At 60.1% G+C, this 20,451-nt stretch carries 26 protein-coding genes; 4 read left to right on the top strand and 22 right to left on the bottom strand.

Features of this window, described 5'->3' with window-relative positions:
* Nucleotide 1: 1 nt before the first annotated feature.
* Nucleotides 2-883 (top strand): TlpA family protein disulfide reductase, encoded by an 882-nt coding sequence (locus BUB54_RS12980; protein ID WP_048879543.1) that lies wholly within the window; start codon nucleotides 2-4, stop codon nucleotides 881-883.
* Between the two features lie 13 nt (nucleotides 884-896).
* On the opposite strand, the gene BUB54_RS12975 is transcribed toward BUB54_RS12980, so the two are convergent.
* The 20 genes from BUB54_RS12975 to BUB54_RS12885 all read right to left on the bottom strand — a co-directional run bounded on the left by BUB54_RS12975 (nucleotide 897) and on the right by BUB54_RS12885 (nucleotide 16,737).
* Complete coding sequence (locus BUB54_RS12975; RefSeq protein ID WP_082075713.1) at nucleotides 897-1,439, bottom strand: TlpA disulfide reductase family protein; 543 nt, start codon at nucleotides 1,437-1,439, stop codon at nucleotides 897-899.
* An 80-nt stretch (nucleotides 1,440-1,519) separates the two neighbouring features.
* Nucleotides 1,520-2,536 carry a YncE family protein gene (locus tag BUB54_RS12970; protein WP_048879542.1) on the bottom strand — a complete coding sequence of 339 codons (1,017 nt, stop codon included), beginning with the start codon at nucleotides 2,534-2,536 and terminating at the stop codon, nucleotides 1,520-1,522.
* A gap of 78 nt (nucleotides 2,537-2,614) precedes the next feature.
* Nucleotides 2,615-3,172: a CHAP domain-containing protein gene (locus BUB54_RS12965; protein WP_241869416.1), complete on the bottom strand. Its 558-nt coding sequence runs from the start codon at nucleotides 3,170-3,172 to the stop codon at nucleotides 2,615-2,617.
* Between the two features lie 221 nt (nucleotides 3,173-3,393).
* Nucleotides 3,394-3,738 carry a hypothetical protein gene (locus tag BUB54_RS20320; RefSeq protein ID WP_139284901.1) on the bottom strand — a complete coding sequence of 115 codons (345 nt, stop codon included), beginning with the start codon at nucleotides 3,736-3,738 and terminating at the stop codon, nucleotides 3,394-3,396.
* 251 nt (nucleotides 3,739-3,989) lie between these two features.
* Nucleotides 3,990-5,822, bottom strand: coding sequence for a type IV secretory system conjugative DNA transfer family protein (locus BUB54_RS12960; protein WP_048879541.1), 1,833 nt, complete (start codon nucleotides 5,820-5,822; stop codon nucleotides 3,990-3,992).
* Nucleotides 5,822-6,889 (bottom strand): P-type DNA transfer ATPase VirB11, encoded by a 1,068-nt coding sequence (gene virB11 / locus BUB54_RS12955; protein ID WP_048879540.1) that lies wholly within the window; start codon nucleotides 6,887-6,889, stop codon nucleotides 5,822-5,824. The genes BUB54_RS12960 and virB11 overlap by 1 nt, the downstream gene beginning before the upstream one ends.
* Nucleotides 6,886-7,206: a hypothetical protein gene (locus BUB54_RS12950; RefSeq protein ID WP_048879539.1), complete on the bottom strand. Its 321-nt coding sequence runs from the start codon at nucleotides 7,204-7,206 to the stop codon at nucleotides 6,886-6,888. The genes virB11 and BUB54_RS12950 overlap by 4 nt, the downstream gene beginning before the upstream one ends.
* Nucleotides 7,203-8,339, bottom strand: a complete 1,137-nt coding sequence (gene virB10 / locus BUB54_RS12945) for a type IV secretion system protein VirB10 (RefSeq protein WP_048879538.1) — start codon at nucleotides 8,337-8,339, stop codon at nucleotides 7,203-7,205. The genes BUB54_RS12950 and virB10 overlap by 4 nt, the downstream gene beginning before the upstream one ends.
* Nucleotides 8,329-9,219, bottom strand: a complete 891-nt coding sequence (locus BUB54_RS12940) for a TrbG/VirB9 family P-type conjugative transfer protein (protein WP_048879537.1) — start codon at nucleotides 9,217-9,219, stop codon at nucleotides 8,329-8,331. The genes virB10 and BUB54_RS12940 overlap by 11 nt, the downstream gene beginning before the upstream one ends.
* Nucleotides 9,216-9,917, bottom strand: coding sequence for a type IV secretion system protein VirB8 (locus tag BUB54_RS12935; RefSeq protein WP_082075712.1), 702 nt, complete (start codon nucleotides 9,915-9,917; stop codon nucleotides 9,216-9,218). The genes BUB54_RS12940 and BUB54_RS12935 overlap by 4 nt, the downstream gene beginning before the upstream one ends.
* Complete coding sequence (locus tag BUB54_RS12930; RefSeq protein ID WP_073211739.1) at nucleotides 9,914-10,096, bottom strand: hypothetical protein; 183 nt, start codon at nucleotides 10,094-10,096, stop codon at nucleotides 9,914-9,916. The genes BUB54_RS12935 and BUB54_RS12930 overlap by 4 nt, the downstream gene beginning before the upstream one ends.
* Nucleotides 10,096-10,983, bottom strand: a complete 888-nt coding sequence (locus tag BUB54_RS12925; RefSeq protein WP_048879536.1) for a type IV secretion system protein — start codon at nucleotides 10,981-10,983, stop codon at nucleotides 10,096-10,098. Before BUB54_RS12925 ends, BUB54_RS12930 begins: the two co-directional genes overlap by 1 nt.
* Entirely contained in the window at nucleotides 10,983-11,216 is a 234-nt protein-coding gene (locus tag BUB54_RS12920; RefSeq protein WP_048879535.1) for a hypothetical protein, read from the bottom strand. Before BUB54_RS12920 ends, BUB54_RS12925 begins: the two co-directional genes overlap by 1 nt.
* Nucleotides 11,213-11,887 (bottom strand): type IV secretion system protein, encoded by a 675-nt coding sequence (locus BUB54_RS12915; RefSeq protein WP_244890784.1) that lies wholly within the window; start codon nucleotides 11,885-11,887, stop codon nucleotides 11,213-11,215. The genes BUB54_RS12920 and BUB54_RS12915 overlap by 4 nt, the downstream gene beginning before the upstream one ends.
* 93 nt (nucleotides 11,888-11,980) lie before the next feature.
* A complete protein-coding gene (locus BUB54_RS12910) occupies nucleotides 11,981-14,374 on the bottom strand; it encodes a VirB4 family type IV secretion/conjugal transfer ATPase (RefSeq protein ID WP_048879533.1) in 2,394 nt (797 codons plus the stop codon).
* Nucleotides 14,364-14,696, bottom strand: coding sequence for a type IV secretion system protein VirB3 (locus tag BUB54_RS12905; protein WP_048879532.1), 333 nt, complete (start codon nucleotides 14,694-14,696; stop codon nucleotides 14,364-14,366). The genes BUB54_RS12910 and BUB54_RS12905 overlap by 11 nt, the downstream gene beginning before the upstream one ends.
* A gap of 3 nt (nucleotides 14,697-14,699) precedes the next feature.
* Entirely contained in the window at nucleotides 14,700-15,065 is a 366-nt protein-coding gene (locus tag BUB54_RS12900; protein ID WP_048879531.1) for a TrbC/VirB2 family protein, read from the bottom strand.
* Nucleotides 15,046-15,750, bottom strand: a complete 705-nt coding sequence (locus BUB54_RS12895; RefSeq protein WP_048879530.1) for a lytic transglycosylase domain-containing protein — start codon at nucleotides 15,748-15,750, stop codon at nucleotides 15,046-15,048. Before BUB54_RS12895 ends, BUB54_RS12900 begins: the two co-directional genes overlap by 20 nt.
* Nucleotides 15,751-15,829: 79 nt before the next feature.
* Nucleotides 15,830-16,336 (bottom strand): hypothetical protein, encoded by a 507-nt coding sequence (locus BUB54_RS20835; protein ID WP_158320129.1) that lies wholly within the window; start codon nucleotides 16,334-16,336, stop codon nucleotides 15,830-15,832.
* Entirely contained in the window at nucleotides 16,333-16,737 is a 405-nt protein-coding gene (locus tag BUB54_RS12885) for a helix-turn-helix domain-containing protein (RefSeq protein ID WP_073211765.1), read from the bottom strand. Before BUB54_RS12885 ends, BUB54_RS20835 begins: the two co-directional genes overlap by 4 nt.
* A 487-nt stretch (nucleotides 16,738-17,224) precedes the next feature.
* Between BUB54_RS12885 and repC the strand changes: the two genes are divergently transcribed.
* Entirely contained in the window at nucleotides 17,225-18,523 is a 1,299-nt protein-coding gene (gene repC, locus BUB54_RS12880; protein WP_048879527.1) for a plasmid replication protein RepC, read from the top strand.
* Nucleotides 18,524-18,608: 85 nt separating this feature from the next.
* Here repC and BUB54_RS12875 read toward each other — a convergent pair whose 3' ends face one another.
* Together BUB54_RS12875 and BUB54_RS12870 are read right to left on the bottom strand one after the other, a co-directional pair.
* Nucleotides 18,609-18,890, bottom strand: a complete 282-nt coding sequence (locus BUB54_RS12875) for a helix-turn-helix domain-containing protein (protein ID WP_048879526.1) — start codon at nucleotides 18,888-18,890, stop codon at nucleotides 18,609-18,611.
* The gene (locus BUB54_RS12870) at nucleotides 18,887-19,228 is read right to left on the bottom strand and encodes a type II toxin-antitoxin system RelE/ParE family toxin (RefSeq protein WP_048879525.1); all 342 of its coding nucleotides are present in this window, start codon (nucleotides 19,226-19,228) and stop codon (nucleotides 18,887-18,889) included. Before BUB54_RS12870 ends, BUB54_RS12875 begins: the two co-directional genes overlap by 4 nt.
* Nucleotides 19,229-19,447: 219 nt before the next feature.
* Between BUB54_RS12870 and BUB54_RS12865 the strand changes: the two genes are divergently transcribed.
* Both BUB54_RS12865 and BUB54_RS12860 read left to right on the top strand, forming a co-directional pair.
* Nucleotides 19,448-20,107 carry a nucleotide-binding protein gene (locus BUB54_RS12865; protein WP_048879524.1) on the top strand — a complete coding sequence of 220 codons (660 nt, stop codon included), beginning with the start codon at nucleotides 19,448-19,450 and terminating at the stop codon, nucleotides 20,105-20,107.
* Nucleotides 20,104-20,445, top strand: a complete 342-nt coding sequence (locus tag BUB54_RS12860) for a chromosome partitioning protein ParB (RefSeq protein ID WP_052948402.1) — start codon at nucleotides 20,104-20,106, stop codon at nucleotides 20,443-20,445. Before BUB54_RS12865 ends, BUB54_RS12860 begins: the two co-directional genes overlap by 4 nt.
* Nucleotides 20,446-20,451 lie beyond the last annotated feature (6 nt).

The following is a 20,451-nucleotide window of genomic DNA, read 5'->3' as shown; positions in this document are numbered from 1 at the left end:
CATGCCGCCCGTCATAAGCCTCGGAGGCCTGCTGATCCAGACTCCGCGCCTCGCCCTGCTGGTCTTCGCGGTGCTGATGGTCTGGCTGACTAACCGTTTAGGCCGGCGCTGGGGTGGCGGCGATACTGCACTCGGCGGGCAGGTGGAGCGGATGTTCGTGGCGGGTGTCGTCGGCGCCCGCTTCGTCTATGTCGGCGAGCATTTTTCCGCTTATCGCCCGCATTTTCTCAATGCGTTCTATTTCTGGCAGACTGGCTATACCATATGGGGCGGCTTCGTCTTCGCGATTCTCTATCTCGGATGGGCGATATGGCGAGGTGGGCTTTCGCCGCAGCAGGTGCGTCTGATCAGCGCCATCGGCGTACCGCTGTCGGCTCTATACATCGCGTCGCTGGCAATGATCGGCCAATTCGGCCCGGCCGATCAGCTCCGGGTAGGGAGCCGCTTGCCGCATTCCGGTTTCGTCACCGTTGGCGGGCGACAGGTCAACCTTGCGGAATTGCGGGGCGGCCCGGCGGTCATCAATATCTGGGCGACCTGGTGCCTGCCCTGTCGCGAGGAAATGCCTCTCCTCAGCCGCACTTACGCCCGCGAAGGACATGGTAAATTCGCGCTGGTCGGCGTGGATCTCGCCGAGCCCGCATCGCGGGTTCAGGCATTTCTCGGGCAGACACCGGTCAGCTACCCCATCTGGGTAGATCCCACCGATGCCGCGGGCAATCAGGCAAAATCGCCATCGACAGCGCTTTTCGCCCGCACAGGCGGCTTCGCCGTTCCAACCACGATTTTCGTTGGCCGCCGTGGCATCATCAAGGCGATCTATGTCGGCAAGCTGACAGCGGCGACGCTGGCTGTGAATTTGCAGAAAATCCACACGCGATGACGGCCGATTTCGGCTATCCCGTTGCAGCGAGATACCGAATCAACGCCGCAGCCTGCGGTGAGTTCCATTGTGCGACCCCTGGCACATACCCGGCTATCTGTCCGCGCGGGTCAATGAAATAGGTGACAGGAAGCGCATAGAGCGGGAACATTCCGTGGCCGGGATTCTTCTCGTAGAAGAAACCGATCTGCTGGTCGGGATCGACGTAGACGCCGAGATGGGTGAGGCCGAGCCGATGATAGAACGCCTCCACCACCGGCCTTCCGCCATCGGCGACCGCAATAGGTAGCACGACCAGATCTGTGTTACCGCTCGATGCCAGCCGGTCCAGCGACGGCATTTCATAGACGCAGGGTGCGCACCAGGTCGCCCAGAAATTGACGAGAACGACCTTACCCCGGTAGCTCGCGAAATCGATCAGGCTGCCGCCCCTGGTCTCGATCGGCCGTGAGGGAGCAGATGGTTCCGGACGGAGCTGAATGTATTGTCCGGCACTGCTATGGAGGATGGGCGGCAGCAGCGAGGCCCTGGCGAATCGACTACGCGACAGAAACATACCGCACGTCGCGACCATAGCAGTCTGCACACCGCGCCTTGATATAGTCTTCATTGATCGTCCGCGGTTATCGCCGCTATTCACGCCAACCGCATTGCGGAGCGCGCCGGCTGGTCGGTCAGCAGCGTCGAGATGAAGATGCCGTGCGGCGAGCGGCCGACCGAGATGCGGTCAATCCGCTCGGTCTTGGGATCGTATATGCCGACATGGGAGGAAAACCGCAGAGAAATCCACAGCTTGCCGTCGGGCGCGAAGCAGATATCGTCCGGCCCGCCCGGCATCTGGATGTGTTTCACCACACCGAGGCTTTTCGCATCGAGCACCGAGAGCGAGCCGGCGACGCGGTTGGTGACGTAGATATGCTTGCGATCCGGCGTGAGGAATAAATTGTGCGCCCCCTTGTCGGTGACGACACGGCGGAGCAGCCTGCCGTTGGCGGGGTCGACTACCGCGACGTTGTCGCTACCCATGATGCCGACCAGCACGACGCCATCATGCCAGAACACGCCGGCCGGCGTCTTGCCGACCTTGGCGTGCCAGCGTTCGGTCATCGTCGCGAGGTCGATGGCGACGAGGGTGCCGGAATCCTGCATCGAACAGAACACCGTGTGGGAATCCGGCGTGTAGCTGAGATGGCTGGGCATCGAGCCAACGCGGAAGCGCTTCGCCAGCGTCAGCTTGTCGGCGTGGTAGATATCCACATGGTTGAGCCGGAGGCAATTGATGGTCAGAAATTTGCCATCCGGGCTGAACCAGAGCTGGTAGGGGTCGGGGATCAGCTTGTGGCCGAGTTCCTTGCCCGTGACGGGGTCGAGGAAGAACAGTGCGTTGCCCGAGGCATCGGCGATCAGGAGCTTCTTGCGGTCGGGCGTCAGTGCCCAGTGGCTCGGCTCGCGGAAGGTAGGTTCCTCGCGCAGGACGCGCCGTGTTGCCATGTCGATGATGGAAACCGTCGCGCCACCGGAGTTCAGCACGATGCAGATCGGGATATCTATGGCTGTCGTTTGCGAGGTTGCGCGCGCGAACTGGGGAAGCGCCGCGAACAGCGCGGGGGCAGTTAACAAAGCGCGGCGATTCAGACTGTGATGGCCGGTCATGTTTATCATCCCTCTTCTGGATGGCCAGCTACCATCTCGAAGTCATGTAGCATGAAAACCCGCATGATCGTGCTGATTTCACTTAAGATTGCGGTTGGGAGCGTTGGTCCGCAGACGCGGCGTTGCCGGGGCCTCCGCCACTTCGGCGTCGGGTGTTCGGCCCGCGATGGTCGTTTGTGGTGTCCGATCGTAAATGAATCCATAGGTCGGATAAGTTAGACCAAAACTGTCGCCACCGGTGGACTGCCTTACCTCGCTCCAGGTATTGTCCGGCGAAACGTCAATCACCGGCACGTTGCGGGTCACGGTATCCGGCACCCAGTTTGCCTCGTTGACGAGAACCTCCCGACTATCGATCACCTTGACCACCACGGCGAGGTGACCAAGTGGCATGCGCGGTATGGACCGGAACGCGAGTAGCGAACCGACTCGAGGGTGATTTCCGCGAGCATACCGGCCATCGGCTTCGGCCCACCAGAGGAACGCGTCACCGTGCAGGGCGATGTGGGAAAGTTTGCGCGCATATGGAACGCACCAGAGGTAGCTGACACGATCAAAATCGGTTGCGATCCGTCGATACCGATGATTGATGGCAGACCTTGCGCGCGCCGCCCGACCAGCCACACTGTGGGCCATAGCCTGTCTGATCGCGGACAGGCTAATGGTCATAAAAATGACAGGAACAATCCAGAGAAACGCTCTTTGCGTCATGTCGCCACACCAACTCCCAGACGAAGAAACCACCACGAATTTTCTCATAGACACCAGGCACTTCATGGGCAGCTCCTACCTTGAGGGAGTAGCCAACGAAGTTACCGCCCGGCGCAGCGTTGCTCGGAGGCTCTCTCGAGCCGCGATCAAGCGTGGACGGTGATTTTGGGAGGAGGTGACTCTTGATCTGGCGTGATACCGGACAGTTTTGTGCCGTCCGCACGCCAGGCCGAGGCCAGACACTTAACCAACGGCAACGGCAAGAGAGCGGAAACGGGGCCGATATTCTGTGTTTCGCAAGCTGTGTTCAGGCACTGTGAGGCACTATGTGCCGTCGTTCCACGAAAATTACCGGTTTCTCGAGGTGTTGCACTTTGCCTGTAGATGTTCTGAACCAGACGTTCTGAAGTATGCATGTCTGAATGGGCGAACGCTGTCACGCTGCCGAACAGCAGCACCGCCGAGAGCAACAGATGAACAAAACTTCGCATTATCTCAGTTTCTTAGCCAACCTCTCAGCCCGAGACAACCGCTGTCTGCACATGATTGGATGATCATAGCGCAATCATGTCTGTCTAGAGCGGCCCGACTCAAAGGTCGGTGAACCGCATGTGGTCTCGTTGTCGGCGTGGACTGATCTGCTTCCCGAAAACTGGACCATTTGGAATTGGAGTTTTCCGGGTATTTTCCCTGAGGCTGGGAGGAACGGAAGACGATGAAGGCATCGAAAATCCCCCATCCTCTATTCAGCCGCCTTCACCGGCTTGCTGGCAAATCGATTCTTGCCCACCCGTGCGGCCATCTCAGGCCGCCGGAAGTAGATTGCCCGGCCGCAGCGCAGCGGCCGGCCGGATTTCGGGAAGATGATCTGCTCATCGTCCCGCATGTCGTGCATGATTTCCTCGGCGCGGATGAGTTGGCGTTTCAGCTCATGATAGGTTTTGGTCTGGCCGGTCGAGCGCGTGCCCGCTTCCAGGCCCTTTGCCGAGTTGCCGGTGTTCGAGCCTTCCGACCAGGCCAGCACGCCATATTCACCGATCGCCGCAGCCAGATCCTCGGCGACGGCCTTGGTTTTGACGCCGGCGAAGCCATACCAGCTGACTGATTCAAACCACTTGGCCGGGCCGTCCTGGCCGAACAGCTCACGAAGCTGGCCTATCGACTGATAGAACGGAAACAGCGTGATCTTGTATTTGCGGGCGCAGTCGCGGGCGGTTTCGAGGATTTTCATGGGGCCGAGGCGGGCGGCCTCATCGAGCAGGAACAACACGCGGCCTTCGATCGCGCCATCCGCCTCATAGGCCGCGTTCAGCAGGGCGCCCGTGATGACGCGGGCGACGGCCGGTGTAGCATCAAGCGCTTTGAGCGGAATGTTGATGAAAACCGTGGCCTTGCCGAGCGTCAGCTCAGCGCACCGGAACGTGTTGCCGGAGACGAGATCCGCATAAGCGGCGGTTGAAAGCCAGGCCGTGTCTTGGGTGGCGTTTTTGTAGATGCCGCTAAAGGTCTCATCCACAATGTCCTTCAAGCCGCCGGCCAGATCACGGGCCAGACGGCTTTGCGAGTTCTTGTGAATATGGGCCAGGACGTTCCGCAGCTCTTTTTCAGGGGTGACGACGGCCGCGCGGACAACGCGCAAGGTCTTTTCGTGCGGTTCCAGGCGTTCATCCCAGAGCATGTGCGCGAGCAGCGCCGTCACCAGCTCCTTGCCGCTGTTCTTGAAGAAGGAGGCGTTTTCGTCACCGCCTTGCTTGGTATCGCCGCAAACCCACTCAACCACGGCCTGCACGTCGATTTCCGCGAGTGGGGAGGACACATCGATCCAATCCAGCACGTTAAATCCGACTTCGCGGGCCGTGCGGGGATCAAGCATATAGACCTTGTGGCCCATGGCCTCGCGCGCCTGGCGCAACATCGGCCCCAGCTCCACCGAGGGGTCAAGGACAATGGCCGCGCCTGTCCATGTCAGCAGCGTGGAAATGGCCGTTGTCGTCTTATAGCCGCCCGATCCGGCGAACATCATGCAATGTGTTGAGCCAATCTCGCATGGATCGATAAGCAGAGGCGCCTTGCCCCCCTGCCCCCAGGTTGCACGATCCTTCGGCCGGAACGGCAGGCTGGCAACGCTATCGCGGTGAACCTCATACGCCTCGCCCACGACAAGCCCGCCATATTCTGGGGCAGGCCCCGGAAACCGGGCGCGGGCCTCCTCCATCGTCATCCAGCGGGCATGCCCGTGGTTGTCGGTAGGGGCACGGATCGGCGCATCGACGGGCTTTGTCGGGGCGTGATCGCGGCGGAGTGACCAGCCGGTGACGCGCCGGCCGCGCACAAGCTGAATGACCCCGGCGAGGAAAGGGATCGCGAAGGCCGGCACGCCGCTGATGACCAGCCAGACACGTACGATCGGGTCTCCACTGGCCTCGAAAAGATAGAGCCACCATTGCCAGAACGGATGCCGGAAATGCCAGAAAAGCCCGGTCCCGATGAGGAAGATCATCGTGGCGAGGACGGTGAAGAACACCAGGCCGAGCACCAACCCGACGAGGAGCCGCATCACGCCGCGCCAGGTCATCAGGCGGCCCGCAAGAGGGCGGCGGCTGTTTCACCGCGCCTGGCCGCGTCAGGGCCAAACCAGACCTTGCCGATCCGGTAGGTGCTGCCGGAAGTCTCGAAGGGGATGATGAGATCGACAGCCGCCGCGAGCAGATCGCAAAGCGTGGCGTCATCAAAGCCAGCCCCCTTGGGGGAGCCCTTGATGAGCGAAAACAGCTTCTTGAACGCCTGGGCCGGATTGGCCCCGTGAATGGTGGTGATCGAGCCCGGATGCCCGGAAACCACCTCGTTTACATAGGTCCATGCTGCATCGTCGCGCAGCTCTTGCAGGAGCACCCGATCCGGCCGCATGCGGAGGCTGGCCTGCAACAGCGCCTCGGCGTCGATTTTCGCGGTGGAGAGGCCGTCTTTCGAGTAGAGCAGCCGGACATGATTCGGCTGTGGGATCACCAGCTCCGCCGTGTCCTCGATCGTGATGATCCGCTCCGCCATGGGGATCGCCGAGATCAGCGTTTTGCTCATCGTGGTTTTGCCGGAGCCGGTGGCACCACAGAGCAGGATGGTCATTCGGCAGCGCACGGCCGCCGCAAGGAAGCCCTCAAGATCGCCGGAATCGTAGTATTCCAGGGCTTCCGCGAAATTCCGGGTTTCCCGGTTTTGTGCCCAGCTGTTCCACCCTTCCGACTGATACCGGGAGGTGACGGACGACAGCGGCGCCACCGTCGATCCAGGCCGGCGGATCGTCAGGCTGACCGTGCCCGTGGGCACGGCCGGCGGCAGACAGACTTGCAGCCGTTCGCCGCCTGGCAGTTCGGTGGAGCAAAGCGGCGACGTGGGGCCAACATCCTGACGGCGCAGCGCGCCGGCGAGCACGGCAATATCTTCCAGCGCTGACCGATCGAGCGGCATCTTGTATCGCTCGAAAACGCCGTGCTGGCGCACCCAGCACTCGCCCGGCCGGTTGATGCACAGCTCCTCAGTCGCCCCATCGTTCAGCCAGGGTTGCAGCGGGGCGAGCAGGAAGCGCAGCAGAGGCGCGGCCGGGCTTTCCGCAACGAGATCATCGGAAAATTCGGTGTCGTTCATGGTTCCCCCCGCTTTTTGGCCCTGATGACCATGGCCGTGTGCCAGATTTTCAGAGCCAGGAAGATCAGGCCGAGGCCGGCCGAGCTATGGATGACCGCGGCCGATTGATGGCCCAGCAGTTCCAAGACGATCAGGACGAGCCACAGCCCCAGAAGCGTGCTGTAGAGCCAGCCTTGCCGGAGAAATTTCTGCCGCCGGTGCGCGTGGCGACGATTTTGCCATTGAATGTATTTGTCGGCGGCCTTTTCGATCTTCTGGTTGAGCCGCTGCCCTGCTTGCGCCAGGCGGTCCAGGCGGGTGCGCCAGCTCTCCCTCATGGCGAGACAACCGACAGCTTATAGACCTTCGAGAAATTCAGATCGCGGGCCACGAAGATCGAGACATTCTCGCCCTGGTGCTTGGTCAGCGTGGGCGGAATGTCGATCGTGTGTTGCAGCGTGGTGTTGGCGATCTGGTTTGTGCTTGAGTTCATATATTCCAGATACGTGTTGCCGGCGCTGTTCTGGGCGGCGTTCGCCGCCACCTGCATCGAGCCGCCGATGATTGTCATCATGATCGCCGCGCCGAACCGTTCGAGGAAATGGTTGTTGACCGCACCCGAGACGCCAGCCCGGCCGAGGGGATCGGCCGCCGGCGAGGCGAGTTGAATGGCGACATTCTGCGGCGTCACCGCGCGGTCCCAGAGGATGAAAAGCCGATCCTGGCCTTGCACCAGGCCCTCGCGAACCTCGCCGAGCACTTGCGTTCCCTTGTCCAGCAACGTCACCGTGCCGGTCATCGAGCGCACGGGCTGCGGCAATACGCATTTGACGAAGCCCGGCAGGGTCGAGTTGATCGCGGTTTGCAGCGTGCAGGGAATGATGGTGCCGGCCGCGATCGTGAAATTCGGATGCGCGATCGTCGTGGCATCGGCCGCGCTGAACTGATCCGCGTTGAGCTTGCTCGCGAAAGCCGTGGGTTTCACAGGCCCAGCGGCGGGAGCGCCGTTCTGGCCCACGGTATTGCTGGCAGGTTGCGCGGATGCTCCACCGCCAGTTTGGTTGAACGCCATGATCGGTGCCTTGAGCGCCTTCATGGCAGGGGATTCCTGCTGATTATTCAGGAACGGATTGTGAAACCCCGTGTTCTGCTTGGACGGCAGGGGCAGCGCGGCAGGTTTGGAGGCAGGCGCCGTGCCGCCGCTCGCATTATTGACGAACGGCCGGCCTTCGGTCCCGCCGGTCACGGCGGCCTGCTTGGCAGGCTTTGGCTCATGATGGGCGGTGAACTGCGTCACCACGAGCACGACGCCAGCGCCGAGGGCGCAGGCCAGGGCAATGCCGCCGATTTGGCGCCCGGTCAGGCGCTGCCGGCTGGCAACCGCCGATTGTTCCTGTTCGACCGGCGACGGCGCCGCATTGTCGTGGCTTATCGGCCCATAAGGGCGGTCCCGCTTGTCCTCATTTGGCATCGTTGAACGTCCTCATCTCGCGCTCGACATCCGGGCTGATCGTGTGTGTGCCTGGCGTGGCGCCGGTCGGGTTGTATTTGAGATCGTAAATATCGAGGACCGTATGCCCATCGCGCAGCCGCCATTCTGGCGCGGTGCCCGGCACAACGACCGTATCCCCGTTGACCGAATAATTGGCCGTCGCTTCCTTGCCATCCGGCTGAACATAGAAAATGGCCGGGATGCGCTGCATGGCCGGGAAGGTGAACACGGTTGAATCGCCGTTGTCCCAGACCTCAGCGGGGGCGAGTTGATGATCGCCACGGGCGATATACTCGTAATTGCGCGGACCCTGATATTGATCGACCGTGGCCGCGTTCATGACCGCGCGCGCTTCATCAAGCCGGTTTTTGGCTTCTTGCTGGACGGCCTTTGCCTCGGCCGCCTTTCGCTTGGCAAGCTGGCGCTCATAAGCCTGGTGCGGATAGGTGAACACCACGGCGTAATCGACATTCTCGCCGGCGCCGAGCTGCTTGTTCACGGTCTCGAACTGGAAAAAATAATGCCGGAGCTTGCCGTCTGCCGTTTTGCAAAGAACCGCGATCGGCTGTGCCGGCAGAATGCCAGTTGGCTTGATGAAAAGGTAATTCTGGACCGGGACGACCTTGAGATAGGCGCTATCGCTTTCCGCGACTGAGACGACCTTTTCATCCGTTCCAAACTGGACCGTCAGCGCCGCACCCGGCGCAGTCCAGATGTCAGTGACGTTGCCCGACTGATAGGGCACGTAGCGAACGCGGGCATCTTCAAGCCCCGGCTGGGGATACTGCACAGCAAAGGCCGTCCCCATCATGCCGAGCCAAATGAGCCCGCCCGTCGCGAGCTTGCGCGAGCACTTCATGGCGAATCCTTTAGGGCCTGGTAGTTGGTCACAATGAGCCCGCTGGGATCAGCAAGGCGGGCGGAAACCGGCAGCGTTGCGACATTTTCAAAACCGACCGTCGCGGTCCATGTCGAAGTCTGCGGATCAGAGCCGTACATCGTCACGGTACGGCGGAAGCGCACGAGTGCGACGTTCGGCCGCACCATGGACAGGCTCACCATCTCGACGCTGATTTGTCCCTTTTTGCCGACCGTCACCTGCGGGCTGGTGCTGCCAGGCCCTTTGTCGAGGAACCAGCTTTGATAGGTGCCTTGCACCGTGGGGTTCGACATAAGAGAGGCAACATCATAGCGATATTGCGCGTCGGCGAAGTCATAGCTTTCGCGTGCGCGGACATATTGCCAGATCGCCGCCCTGGTCATCGCCGCCTTCTCATTGCTGGGAAGGCTGTTGAAATTCATTGTGGTGCTGGTGGTGCCGTCAGATTTTACCGTGATGAACGCAGGTACGAGCTTTTCGAGCGGCAGGATCATCACGATCGCCCCGGCCAGTGTGACGTTGACCGCCAGGGACACGCCGGCCACCACCCAGCCCACACGGCCCCAGCGGCGGGCGGTGCGCTTTTCCGAGGCTTGGAAGGATTCAACATCTTGGAAATAGGCGGCCAGCCGTTCGTTATCGATCGGCAGCGCCGTGCTTTTCATGTCCGCATTCATGAGTGTGGCACCTGCGGCGGTTGCGCCAACTGCGCCGAGCTTGGCGACCAATGACCGGGATTGAGGGCGAACATCGGCCCGTGAGCCTTTGCCAGCGGGTCACTGGCGGCGCAGCCCGCCAGCAGGCCGGCCGCGCACATGAGGATGATCAGTCGAGACAACATGCGGGAGCCCTTCATTATTTGAACCAGTTGGCCGGGTTCACAATCCCGGAAATATTGAAGTCCACACCGCCGCCGATGTAGGCGGCGATGCCGGGGAGCATGATCGTGATGAAGGCCGTGATGGCGGTATAGGCGGCGACTTGGCCGAGGATGATGATTTCAGTCTGCATCGGATCGGCGGCGTACTTCGCCGAGACCTTGGTGTTCAGAAAATCAGTCATGCCGCCGGTGAACAGCGACAGAAGCGCCGTGATCAGGAGCAACAGGATCGCGAGGCCGATCAGCTTGCCGAGCCAGCGTTCGGGAATCCCCTTCGTCGCTTCAAAGAGGTATCCGATCAGCAGGAAGGGACCGATGGCGACGAGGAGACCTGTCAGTGTTGTCGCGATGAGATACACCGCGAACACGACGGAAAGAGCGATGAAAAAGACGACAAGAACCAGCTCGATTTCAATGCCAAGCACATAGGGTTCGAGCACGCATGTCATGCAGTTTGCTTTGTGGTAGATGATTTGGCCGGCAACCCAAAAATTATTGAAGGTGTGATCGAGACTCTGCGGGATGTTGCTCGTCTTTCCAGATGAAAAGGTGCTGGCGATAAAGCTCGGCAGCGACTTCATAAAAAGAGTCTGGACGTAGGAATCATAAAGCGACGTAGAAGCGATAATGCCCACCACGATCGCCATCGTTGAAACCTTTGAGATGCCGTAACGTATATCCAGGCTGCCGGTCATCATGAGATAGCCGAGGATGATGACCCAGATGACCAGGGCAGCGGAGAGAGGCGGTAAAGCCGCCGACAGTGCAGAGCCGACATCGCTATTCAGCGATTGCAGGAACCCCGTGCTGTACTGGTTATACATAAACTCAAAGAGATTGATGGTCGTGTTGGGGACGCTCATTAGTTTGAGGTCTTTCCGTCGAGATAAGGTTTGCAAGCGGGCACGGCGTCTTTGCCCGCAGCCAAACAACTGGCCCTGATGCCGGCGTCGATTTGAGCGTTTGTCTCACGGCCGCTATTCGGCAGAGGAACGAGGCTATTCTGCACCGATGGCGGTGCAATGACGTACACGTAGAAGGCTCCGCCGCCCGCGACCACGCCGGCGCCAATCAAGGCGGCGATGATGAGTTTCATTGTCCCTGACATGCCGATGGCTCCCCGCCGAGAGTTTGAGCGTCGCTGCAAAGCGTTGAGAGTGTTTGTTCTTCGCCTTTTGCGTTTTCTTGGGCGGCGGCCTCCTGACCGGCGCGGTTCTCCTCGAACGCCAATAGTTGCAGGTTTTGCGCTTGGGCTTGCTGGGCCTGGACATAGTTCTGTTCGGCGGAGAGGCGGGCCTGGATCGAGGCGACTTGCTGGATCGTCTTGGCGCTGTTCAGCTGGCTTTGAATCTGCGGCAGTTCTTGCTCGCGGGCTTCCAGAGATTGCAGGTTTTGCGTGGCGATCGCCTCGAAATTCGCAGTCTCATTCGCGCCCTGTTGGATCTGCGTTGAACCGAAATCCGAGCCGGTCGGGATATAGACCTTGTTCATGTTGTAATATTGTTGCGCGAGAGAGCCGACATTGCCGCTCAACGAGGAGGGCGGGCTGATACCGTCGAGCATGTCCGGCAAGATGCTGGTGTTGGGCACCGTGTCCTGCATGGCCGATTGATCGAGCTGTTGCGCCCATTGGTTCGGGTTCACGTCCTGCGAGAGCGCGTTGTAGGTCGATTTTAGCTCATCATATTGGCTGACGAGTTCCGAATATTGCTGCTTCGCTTCATTTAGCTGGTTCACCATTTGTGCCAACGAGGCACTATCGATCACCGGCACTTGCGCCAGGGCGGGTGAAGCAAAGCCGAGGGTGGCGATCGCGCAGGCCATTCCGAGCCGGCGAGAGGGCTTGAGCATATGATCCTCCTATTCAACTTCCTCGTGGAACCGGGTCATGAACTCCGGCAGCCAGGCCGCTGGATCGTCGCCATGGATGGCGCGCAGCCGTTCCACAAACCCAACCGAGGATTTGCGGCTCGACAGGATCGCGACGAACTCAGGCAGAGCGGAAAGGTCGAAATCTATGATCGCGGAGCCGCCATGCCGCTTGATGAGCAGTTGTCGGGAGTTGGGCAGCATGTCCTCGGCGATGGCGCGGAACTCCCCGGCCGTGAAGTTGAGGCGCTTGCGGTAGAGGTTTTCCTCGGCGCCAGGCGTCGGGCAGAACACGAGAGTTTGGCACTGCCGCAAGATGCTATCGCCCTGCGGTGAATCGAGCACCGGCGCGGGCTCTTGCGTTGCCAGCAGCACAACGGCGTTGCTCTTGCGGACGGTGAGCATGAAATCCGCCCAGATTTTGGCGAACAACGGATTCAGAAGATAGAAATTGAACTCATCGCAGCTCAGGACAAAGCGGCGGCCATCGAGGGCCTGGCTGATGCGATAGAGCAGGTAATTCGCGGCCGGGGCGCAGACGGTCCCATTGTCGAGGATAGCCGTCAGGTCAAAGCCGACCGTGGTTGAATCAAGGGACACGTCATCATGTTCGCCATCGAAGGCCCAGCCGAGCGACCCGCCCTTGCACCAGCGTTCGAGGCGTGCGCCTGCCCCCATCGGATTGCGCCAGTCGAGGAACTGACGCAGCCCGGCGAGCGAGCGCATTTCCGGGGCCAGGCGCAGCAGGGCTTGAACACCTCGGGTCAGGCGGGCGTCATCCTCGGGCGGGAGTGGGCCGTGCCCGTCTTGCTGGATCAGGGCGGTTAGCCACTGAACGAGGAAGGCGACCGATTCAGGGGTGTTGTCGAGCGCCTTGAGGGGCGCCAGGCCGCTATCGCGCCCTGCCCTCACCACCAGATAACGGCCGCCGACAGCGCGGCACAGCAGCTCGCCGCCCCGGTCCTTATCGAAGAACACCACGGCACCGTTGCGGGCCGCGAAATATTGCGGGAACAGCGCCAGCAGGAACAGCATGAACGTGGTTTTGCCCTGGCCGATCTTTCCGAAGATCGCCGTCATGCCGACATCCTCGACATGGGGCACGTAATCATAGGCCGTGCCCGCCGTGGTGCGGAAGCGCGCCATGGCCGACCCCCACTTGCCAGCACGTTGGCCGCGCGGAAAAGCCTCGAAGCCGGAGAAGGCCGCGAAATTGCGCGTGGTGATGGTGCCCGGCCGGGTGCGCCATTTTCTGTTGCCCGGCAGTTGCGCGAAATAGGCGGCTTCCAGCCCGGCGCTCTCTTGCGCGACGACGCCGCCACTATTGGCAATGACCGTGCGGGTTAAGCCGGATAGCCGATCCAGCTCCTCGATCGTGTCCGCATAGACCGTCAGCGAGAAGTGATGCTCGCCCATGGCGATCTTGCCCGAGGCGAGATGATCTTGTGCATCTGCCAGATCATTGATCTGCGATTTGGCTTTGTCGTTCGCGGCCGTCATCTGAGCGGATTTCAGGCCGAGCCGCTTTTCAGAGGTATGTCGTGCGTGAAAGTCGAAGGTGTGGACCATCACCACCGGGCACGGCAGGGAAAAGACCCCATCATACATGCCGGCATAGGTTTCGGACGGATACTCACGATAGCCAAAGATCGCCCCGAACCGGGAAACGCCCGGCCCGCGCAGCTCAAAGGCGCGGCGGCCGAAGATCGCACGATCGGTATAGAGGGCGGCACCGAGCGGGCCGCTGACCAGGGGCACCGGCGCCGCAGTGCCCGTCAGGATCAGGCGCAGCGCCTCGGCGATCTCACTGAAATAGAACTGGCCATTGGCGGCAGGCCGCAAGCCCAGCCGACGAACATCGTAGGGAGCTAGGGTTTGGCTGATGGTTTGCCAAATCTCCTCTAGCTGGCGGATGCCTTCGGCGGTTGCGTGGGGCTTCTGGCGTTCGCGTTTGCCACCGAACAAGGAGCCGGTGGCGCCGCCTGCCTTGCCTCCCAGCGGATTGCGGGGGGAGACAATCACCGTCAGATACCAAGTGTTTTGGTAGAGGCGGCCCGTGAGGACGCGCTCGCGATAGGCGCGATCGAGCGAAGCCGCGAACTCATTGGGCATAACCGCGTGTGCGAGTTGCCCAGCCCCAGGCCCACGCACGAAGGCTGAGTGCAGCGTCACATTGTCATCGGCGACGTTCTTGCAGAGCGCATTGACCGTGACCAGGCTCGCGGCGCGATCCGCATCAGCGGCCAGCTCATAGGGAGCGCCGGGGATTTCGGCCATGGCGAGAACGCTGCCGTCATCCATGAGCAGGATGTGCGGCCGAACATGTCCGAGATACGGCAAATAGCGTTCGGCGCTGCGTTCCGCCCTGATTCGATTACTCGGCATCGCGCATCCCCCTGCCCTTCTGGACCTTCATCGGGAATGGCGCGGGAGACGCCCCGCCCCAAGCCTGATTTTCTCCGGCGCCGGTGGCCTTGGTGCGGAACCACAGCCAGGCCACACGGGGCGCGTTGTAGTCGTAGCGAACGAGCCAGCGCGCCCCGAACCAGAGCGGCAGCACCAGCGTCAGATAAAAGGGGTTGTGCCCAAAGATGACGATCATCGCGCCGATCATGATGATTGCCACGGCCATCTCGATCGGCAGCCCGAGAAACAGCGCGGGCCGTGTCGCGGCGACAAATAGAGGATCGCGCTGCCTCTCGCTCATGGCTCAGCCACCGCCCACGAAGGTTGTCACGAGGTAGGAGCTGCCGAACACCAGAACCAGGCCGGCCGCGAGCCAGCCGATCGCGTGGAAGCCCATGCGGCCGGTCCAGCACATGAAGCCGACTGCGGCCACGGCGAGCACGGCAACGCCCTCGCCGAACGGGCCGAGGATGAATGTCGCGATGTTGTCGATGATGGTTGTGGGGCTGGTGCCGCCAGAAACCACCTGGGCATGTGCGACGGCGGGAAGAAGGAGACCGGCCGCCACAATAACGGCAGGCTGTAACCATGAGCCCCGGCCCATCTTGCTCGCCGTCCCAGCCGCGAAATTTGCCACGCCAACGCGCAGCTTAGTGAGCCTTTGATTCACTGTGAGTTTCCTGTTTTGAGGGTTGAGCCGGGCCGCTGGGGCCAGAAGCGCGGGACGCTTGAAGCGTCACCGCATGCGCCGCCGCGAAGCCAGCCGGGCCGATCGAGTTCGGGAACACATCCCAGGATGGCGAGCGCGGAGGAGATGAGGCTGATGACGGGCTGGCCTGACGGGCGGCGCTGCCCTTGGGGGCTTGCACGCTATCGGCGGGGTCGATTTCGGGCACAACATATTTGGCGGTTGAGACCACGCGGTTGACGTAGCCGTTCTGGAATCCCTGCCAGGCTGAACCCGTGTTGTAGCGCGAGAGCGCTGCCAGGAGCGCCGTCTGACGCCCCTGCCCGTCCGGCCGCTTGTAGTCCTGCGCCAGCAGCTTGCCGCCTGCCCGCACCGATGCACAGGCATCAAAGGCCGTGGTGACCGTCAGCCCCAAGCGAGTGAGGTTCGCGCTATCGATCTGCATGAGGCCGAGATCAACCGAATGCCCGGCGGCAATCAGCCGTTTGGCAACGGCAATCGCGCCGGGCGCATCCAGGGGCCGCATGCTCTGGCGCGTGGTGTTGTCGTGAATCGCCAAAGTGTTGAACCCCGACTCGGTGCTGGCAACAGCCGCCAGCGTGCCCGGTGCGACCTCGGGGGCGCAGCGATTCGCGAGAGCGAGGAAAAGGGCCGGGGCGATCAGCATCTTTCGCCCTTCCCGCTAAGGCTGGCCACCAGGCTGTAATTTTTCATGAATTGCATATTGCCGAATCGCACCATAGCAGTCAATAAAGCATATTGAATATCGTATAAAGGGTATGTTTTTGCAGGAATCGGCGCGGCTTACTTACAATCGGCGTATGGGACGTCGGAAAATGGATGCGCGGGCGATCAATGTTTTGCTGCCAACGGTTGCGTTGGCGGCTATCCCGGACTTGCTCCGAGAGCGAGAAGATCGATCGGAGTTTTTGCGGGAAGCAGTCGAGCTTGAGATCGCGATCCGTTCGTTGGACGTGTATCCCGAACTTCTCGGGTATCTGACGGCGAATGAATCGTTGGCTGAGTTTTGCGCGCGGGCAGTACGCCAAGCTGCGCAGCGGCGTATCAAAATGCTTAAGGAGAATATCGCCGAGGATGAGCCGGAATCCCCTGGCCAGGCGTCCGGGCCTGGCGGGGCATCGAGATAGGAGCCGCTTTAAAAATGAGGAGGCGGTTACATCTTGGTCATGTTTCTTGTTGGATTTTCCCCCGGCTTTGCCACACAGCGCAAAATGGCCGGGAGGGTAATTCATTCGTCCTTAGATCGTCGCCGTCCTTTAGCGGGAGCCGTAAGCTGATTAGCCGTATGTGTTTGCGAAGCCTCAAATCGTATGTTTTTATAACCCGATGCAAATTCGGGTTGCAAGAGTTCATGGAGATGCACGTTAAAGAGAGCGGCGATCGAGGACATGCGATCAATGGAGACATTGATTTTTCCATGTTCAACTTTGCCGATATAGGCGCGATCCGCCTCGATGAGACGCGCCATATCGGTCAGCGACAGACCGAGCGCGTTTCGGCCGGCTCTCACATTTTCTCCGAACACGGATCGCTCAGGGGCTTTCAACAAGCGGCCATCGACGGCCGACAGTTCACCAGTTCTCTTTTTGGGGCTCTGTATCGGCATCTTTGCCGACTTCTCCAACTTGCCCATGCACATCCGATCCTTATGCCTGACACCTGCTGTTCGCAGCGGTTTTCCCGATGCGCGCACATGACTCGACCAACGTCCTGCGATTCAAAAAGGTGGGAAAACTTGTCTCATCGCATTGGACGCTTCCTCGAAACCCAAGCTTACCGCGCGATGACGTTGCTCTATTCAAGCACGGCGGCCATCATCGCAGGTGCCCGGATTAGCCCGCGCGAGTCGCAGGCTATGAGCTACTTTGACACAGGAGGAATGACCGCGAAACACACCTAGAAAAGCAAAATCCCGCCCAAAGAGGACGGGACCTGCAAACGACATAGGCTTTTGGCTGTATCCGTGTCCATCAGCGGCAAACTGGTGGTCACAAAACTCAATCTGCACAGCCAAAATGCCTCAGAGCCCTCGAAAATGCAAGCCCTAGCTTGCAAGGGGGAGTCGCGTGCCGGTTTTAGCCCCTACCGGGCGGGTTTCACCCAAACCCGTAGGAGTTTCCATGCAACTGCCCCACCAGGCAGAGCGGGGACATGTGCCCCCTCCCCTGCCTTCACGTCCGACCGGCTTGCGCCGTTTAACCCCCGCCATGCTGCCCACAGCCCGCCTTGCTGATGGATTTGCTGGGGGTGACATCACCCCCGGCCAGGCTCTGGCCGCGTTCAAGGCTGCCGCGCCGTTTCTCGGAATCGGGCCGCGTGTCGCTCAGGCGATTGACTGGCTTTTCCGGTTCACGCAGCCGCAGGATTGGCAGCCAGGTGCAAGGCCCATTGTTTGGCCGAGTGCGGCGATGATGGCGGCCGAGCTGGGGATCACTGAGACGCAGACAAAGCGCCTCAACCGCCATTTGGCGGAGCTCAGATTGATTGTTATGCGAGACAGCCCCAACGGCAAACGCTACGGCCATAGAGATCGGTCTGGGCGGATTATCGAGGCGTATGGCTTTGACCTCTCCCCTATCGCACAGCGTATCGAGGAGTTTCGCGCTTTGGCAGAAGCCGGCCGCGAGGAACGCGCCGTTGTAGCCAAGTTGCGCCGGCGCGCTTCGATCGCCCGTGCAAGCTTGCGGCAGACGTGGGAGACATTTCGGGAGCAGGAAATTGATCTGCCCGCGCCCCTCAGAACGGCCGCTCAGGCCGCAAGCCGTGGACTCAAAGCTTTGGATAGCAGCCAGAGGCTCAAGCCTGCCGTGGAGGCTCTGGAAGCGATCGCGGTTGATGCGCGCCGGGCGCTAGAGACGGCGCTTGCTGGCGCTTCTCTGGAGCAAACAAGCATTTCTGAATCTGTGGAAATGTGCCCCAAGGGGCACGCTGATGTGCCCCACATTACAACTACAAACCAACGCCTTAATCCTAATAAGGATACTGTAATCGCATTGAAGGAGTGTAGTCGCGGCGACCTGCCGGGTAGAACGGCACAGACGAAGCCGCCTGCTAGGCCGGAAAGGCAGGATCGGGGCACTTCACTGAAATTGACCCCAGACGAGTTGGTCCGCTTGGCGCCCAGATTGGTGCCGTATCTGCGACAGCCCTCCCCTAGCTGGCCGGAAATCGTGGATGCGGCAGATTGGTTGCGGCATGACCTTGGCGTGTCTAAGCCCCTTTGGGGCGAGGCGTGTCTGGCCATGGGCCGAGAACAAGCGGCTATCGCTCTTGCCCTGGTGTCAGCCAAACCAGAGGGATATTTCAGGTCGAGTCCTGGCGGATATTTTCATGGGATGGTCGAGCGTGCCCGCGACGGCGGCTTACATTTGGATCGTACTATCTGGGGGCTACGTGGCGCCAGTGCCCATAAAAACTAGGCTTTTCCAGCATTTTTCATAGGTATATAATTGCATGTTTACATGTAATCGTGTTTACGTTTTGGGGCTGTGAGCGTGTGTCACCTCACGCCGCTTCCATCACACGCAACTCAACATGCAAACCAGCTGCGACCGCCATGTTGACCAAGGTATCCAGGCCAAAGAGGTTAATCTTGCCGCGCAGCAGATCGGAAATTCGAGGTTGCGTGACGCCGAAAAGCTTCGCGGCTTGGCTCTGGCTCAATCCTTCACGGGTGATCCGCTCTTTGAGCGCCATAATCAACGCTGAACGAAGCTTCATATTTTCGGCTTCGGCCGGGGTGTCCTCGATCGCGTCCCATACGCTTGTAAATCGTTCGTTGCTCATGAGTTTAGCTCCTTCACTAGATCCCGATATCGCTTTGTCGCTAATTCTAAGTTCGGTTTACTGGTTGCCTGGGTTTTCTTTTGAAAGCAGTGCAGGACGTAAATCGTGTCTGCGAACTTGGCGACATAAATCACACGGAATGCACCTGCCTCATCCCGAATCCTAATTTCTCGAACGCCTTGCCCGATCGTTCGCATTGGCTTCCAGTCGTCAGGATCACGACCTTGTTGCACTTGATCCAGTTGGTGCCCGGCTTCGCGGCGGGCGGATATCGGAAAGTCTCGTAGATCATCGAGGGCGGCGCCCCTGAACTCGATTAGCTTTGAACGCTCGGGCATAGGAGAGTTATACAAAAAGTTGTATATTTCTGCAACATGCTCAATGGCGGTGTGTACCGCGTTGCCTTACATAAAATCATAATGACATGTAAACATGTTAATAGTATTCCATGTCATCATGAAATAATGCTTGCATGTCAAGTGATCGTATGGGAATAAAGAAATGCCTGCATGCTTAGATATCAGCGTGAAAGCAGGCTTTCATGAAAGGGTGTAAACATGATTGCAGTTGCTTTCTGCACCCAAAAGGGCGGCACCGGAAAAACGACGATTGCCACCGCTCTTGCGGTTGCTGCGCATCGGGCCGGGAAAAAGGCTGCCTTGCTGGACCTCGACCCGCAGACCAACGCCGTCGATTGGTTTGATCGCCGTGAGGGAGACGGGCCGGATGTGGCCTCGATCCAGCCGGGCGCGATCCGCCGATCCCTCGACGCCTATCGCAAACTTGGGATGGAATGGGTGTTTATCGATACGCCAGGGAAAATGGACAGCGCCTCTACTGAGGCCGCCAAGCACGCTGACATTGTGCTGATACCGACCCAGGCCCAGATTTTCGCGATCGATACCTTAGAGCCGTTGAAGCGCTTGCTCGACATGGCGGGGAGTCCGCCGGCTTTTGTGGTGCTCAATCTAGTTCATCCGAACGCGGCCGGCCGAGCTAGTGAGGACGCCGCAGCTATTGCCGATCGTTTCAAGGTGCCAGTTGCGCCGGTCCACATGTCGCGCCTGAAAGCTTATGAGGATGCGCCAGCATTAGGGCAGTCACCCCAAGAATATGAGCCCAAGGGAAGGGCAGCCCGCGAAATTTCCGAATTATTTGAGTTCCTTACAGCTCAAGGAAACATGGTTACAGATAAGCGTGAAAGCATGAAAGCATGAGTCGGAAGCCCTCACTTCTTGCATCTGCCCTCAAGACCAGCGAGCCGGAAACCACCGTGCCGGTGGGCAAGGCACCAACGGAACCGAAGGCCGCGGCCGTTACGGCCCCTCGGGAACAGCGTGCAGAACACCAAAGCGGGGCTTATGTGCCGCCATCACGGGCCAATAAGACCGCGAAGACCCACCATTTGCCCCCGGCCTATTGGGAAACTCTGGAAGAAATCAGCTTTCGGACGCGCGACGAGAAGGGCAAGCGCGTGCCACAGGAGCGATTGGTTGCCGAAGCCCTCAACCTGCTTTTCGTGAAATATAATTATCCGCAAGTTCGTGATGAGTAGTGCAAT

It is taken from the genome of Acidocella aminolytica 101 = DSM 11237, assembly GCF_900129125.1.
Taxonomy (GTDB): domain Bacteria; phylum Pseudomonadota; class Alphaproteobacteria; order Acetobacterales; family Acetobacteraceae; genus Acidocella; species Acidocella aminolytica.
The sequence above is the reverse complement of the archived record's forward strand: the minus strand, read 5'-3'. Positions and strand labels throughout refer to the sequence as shown.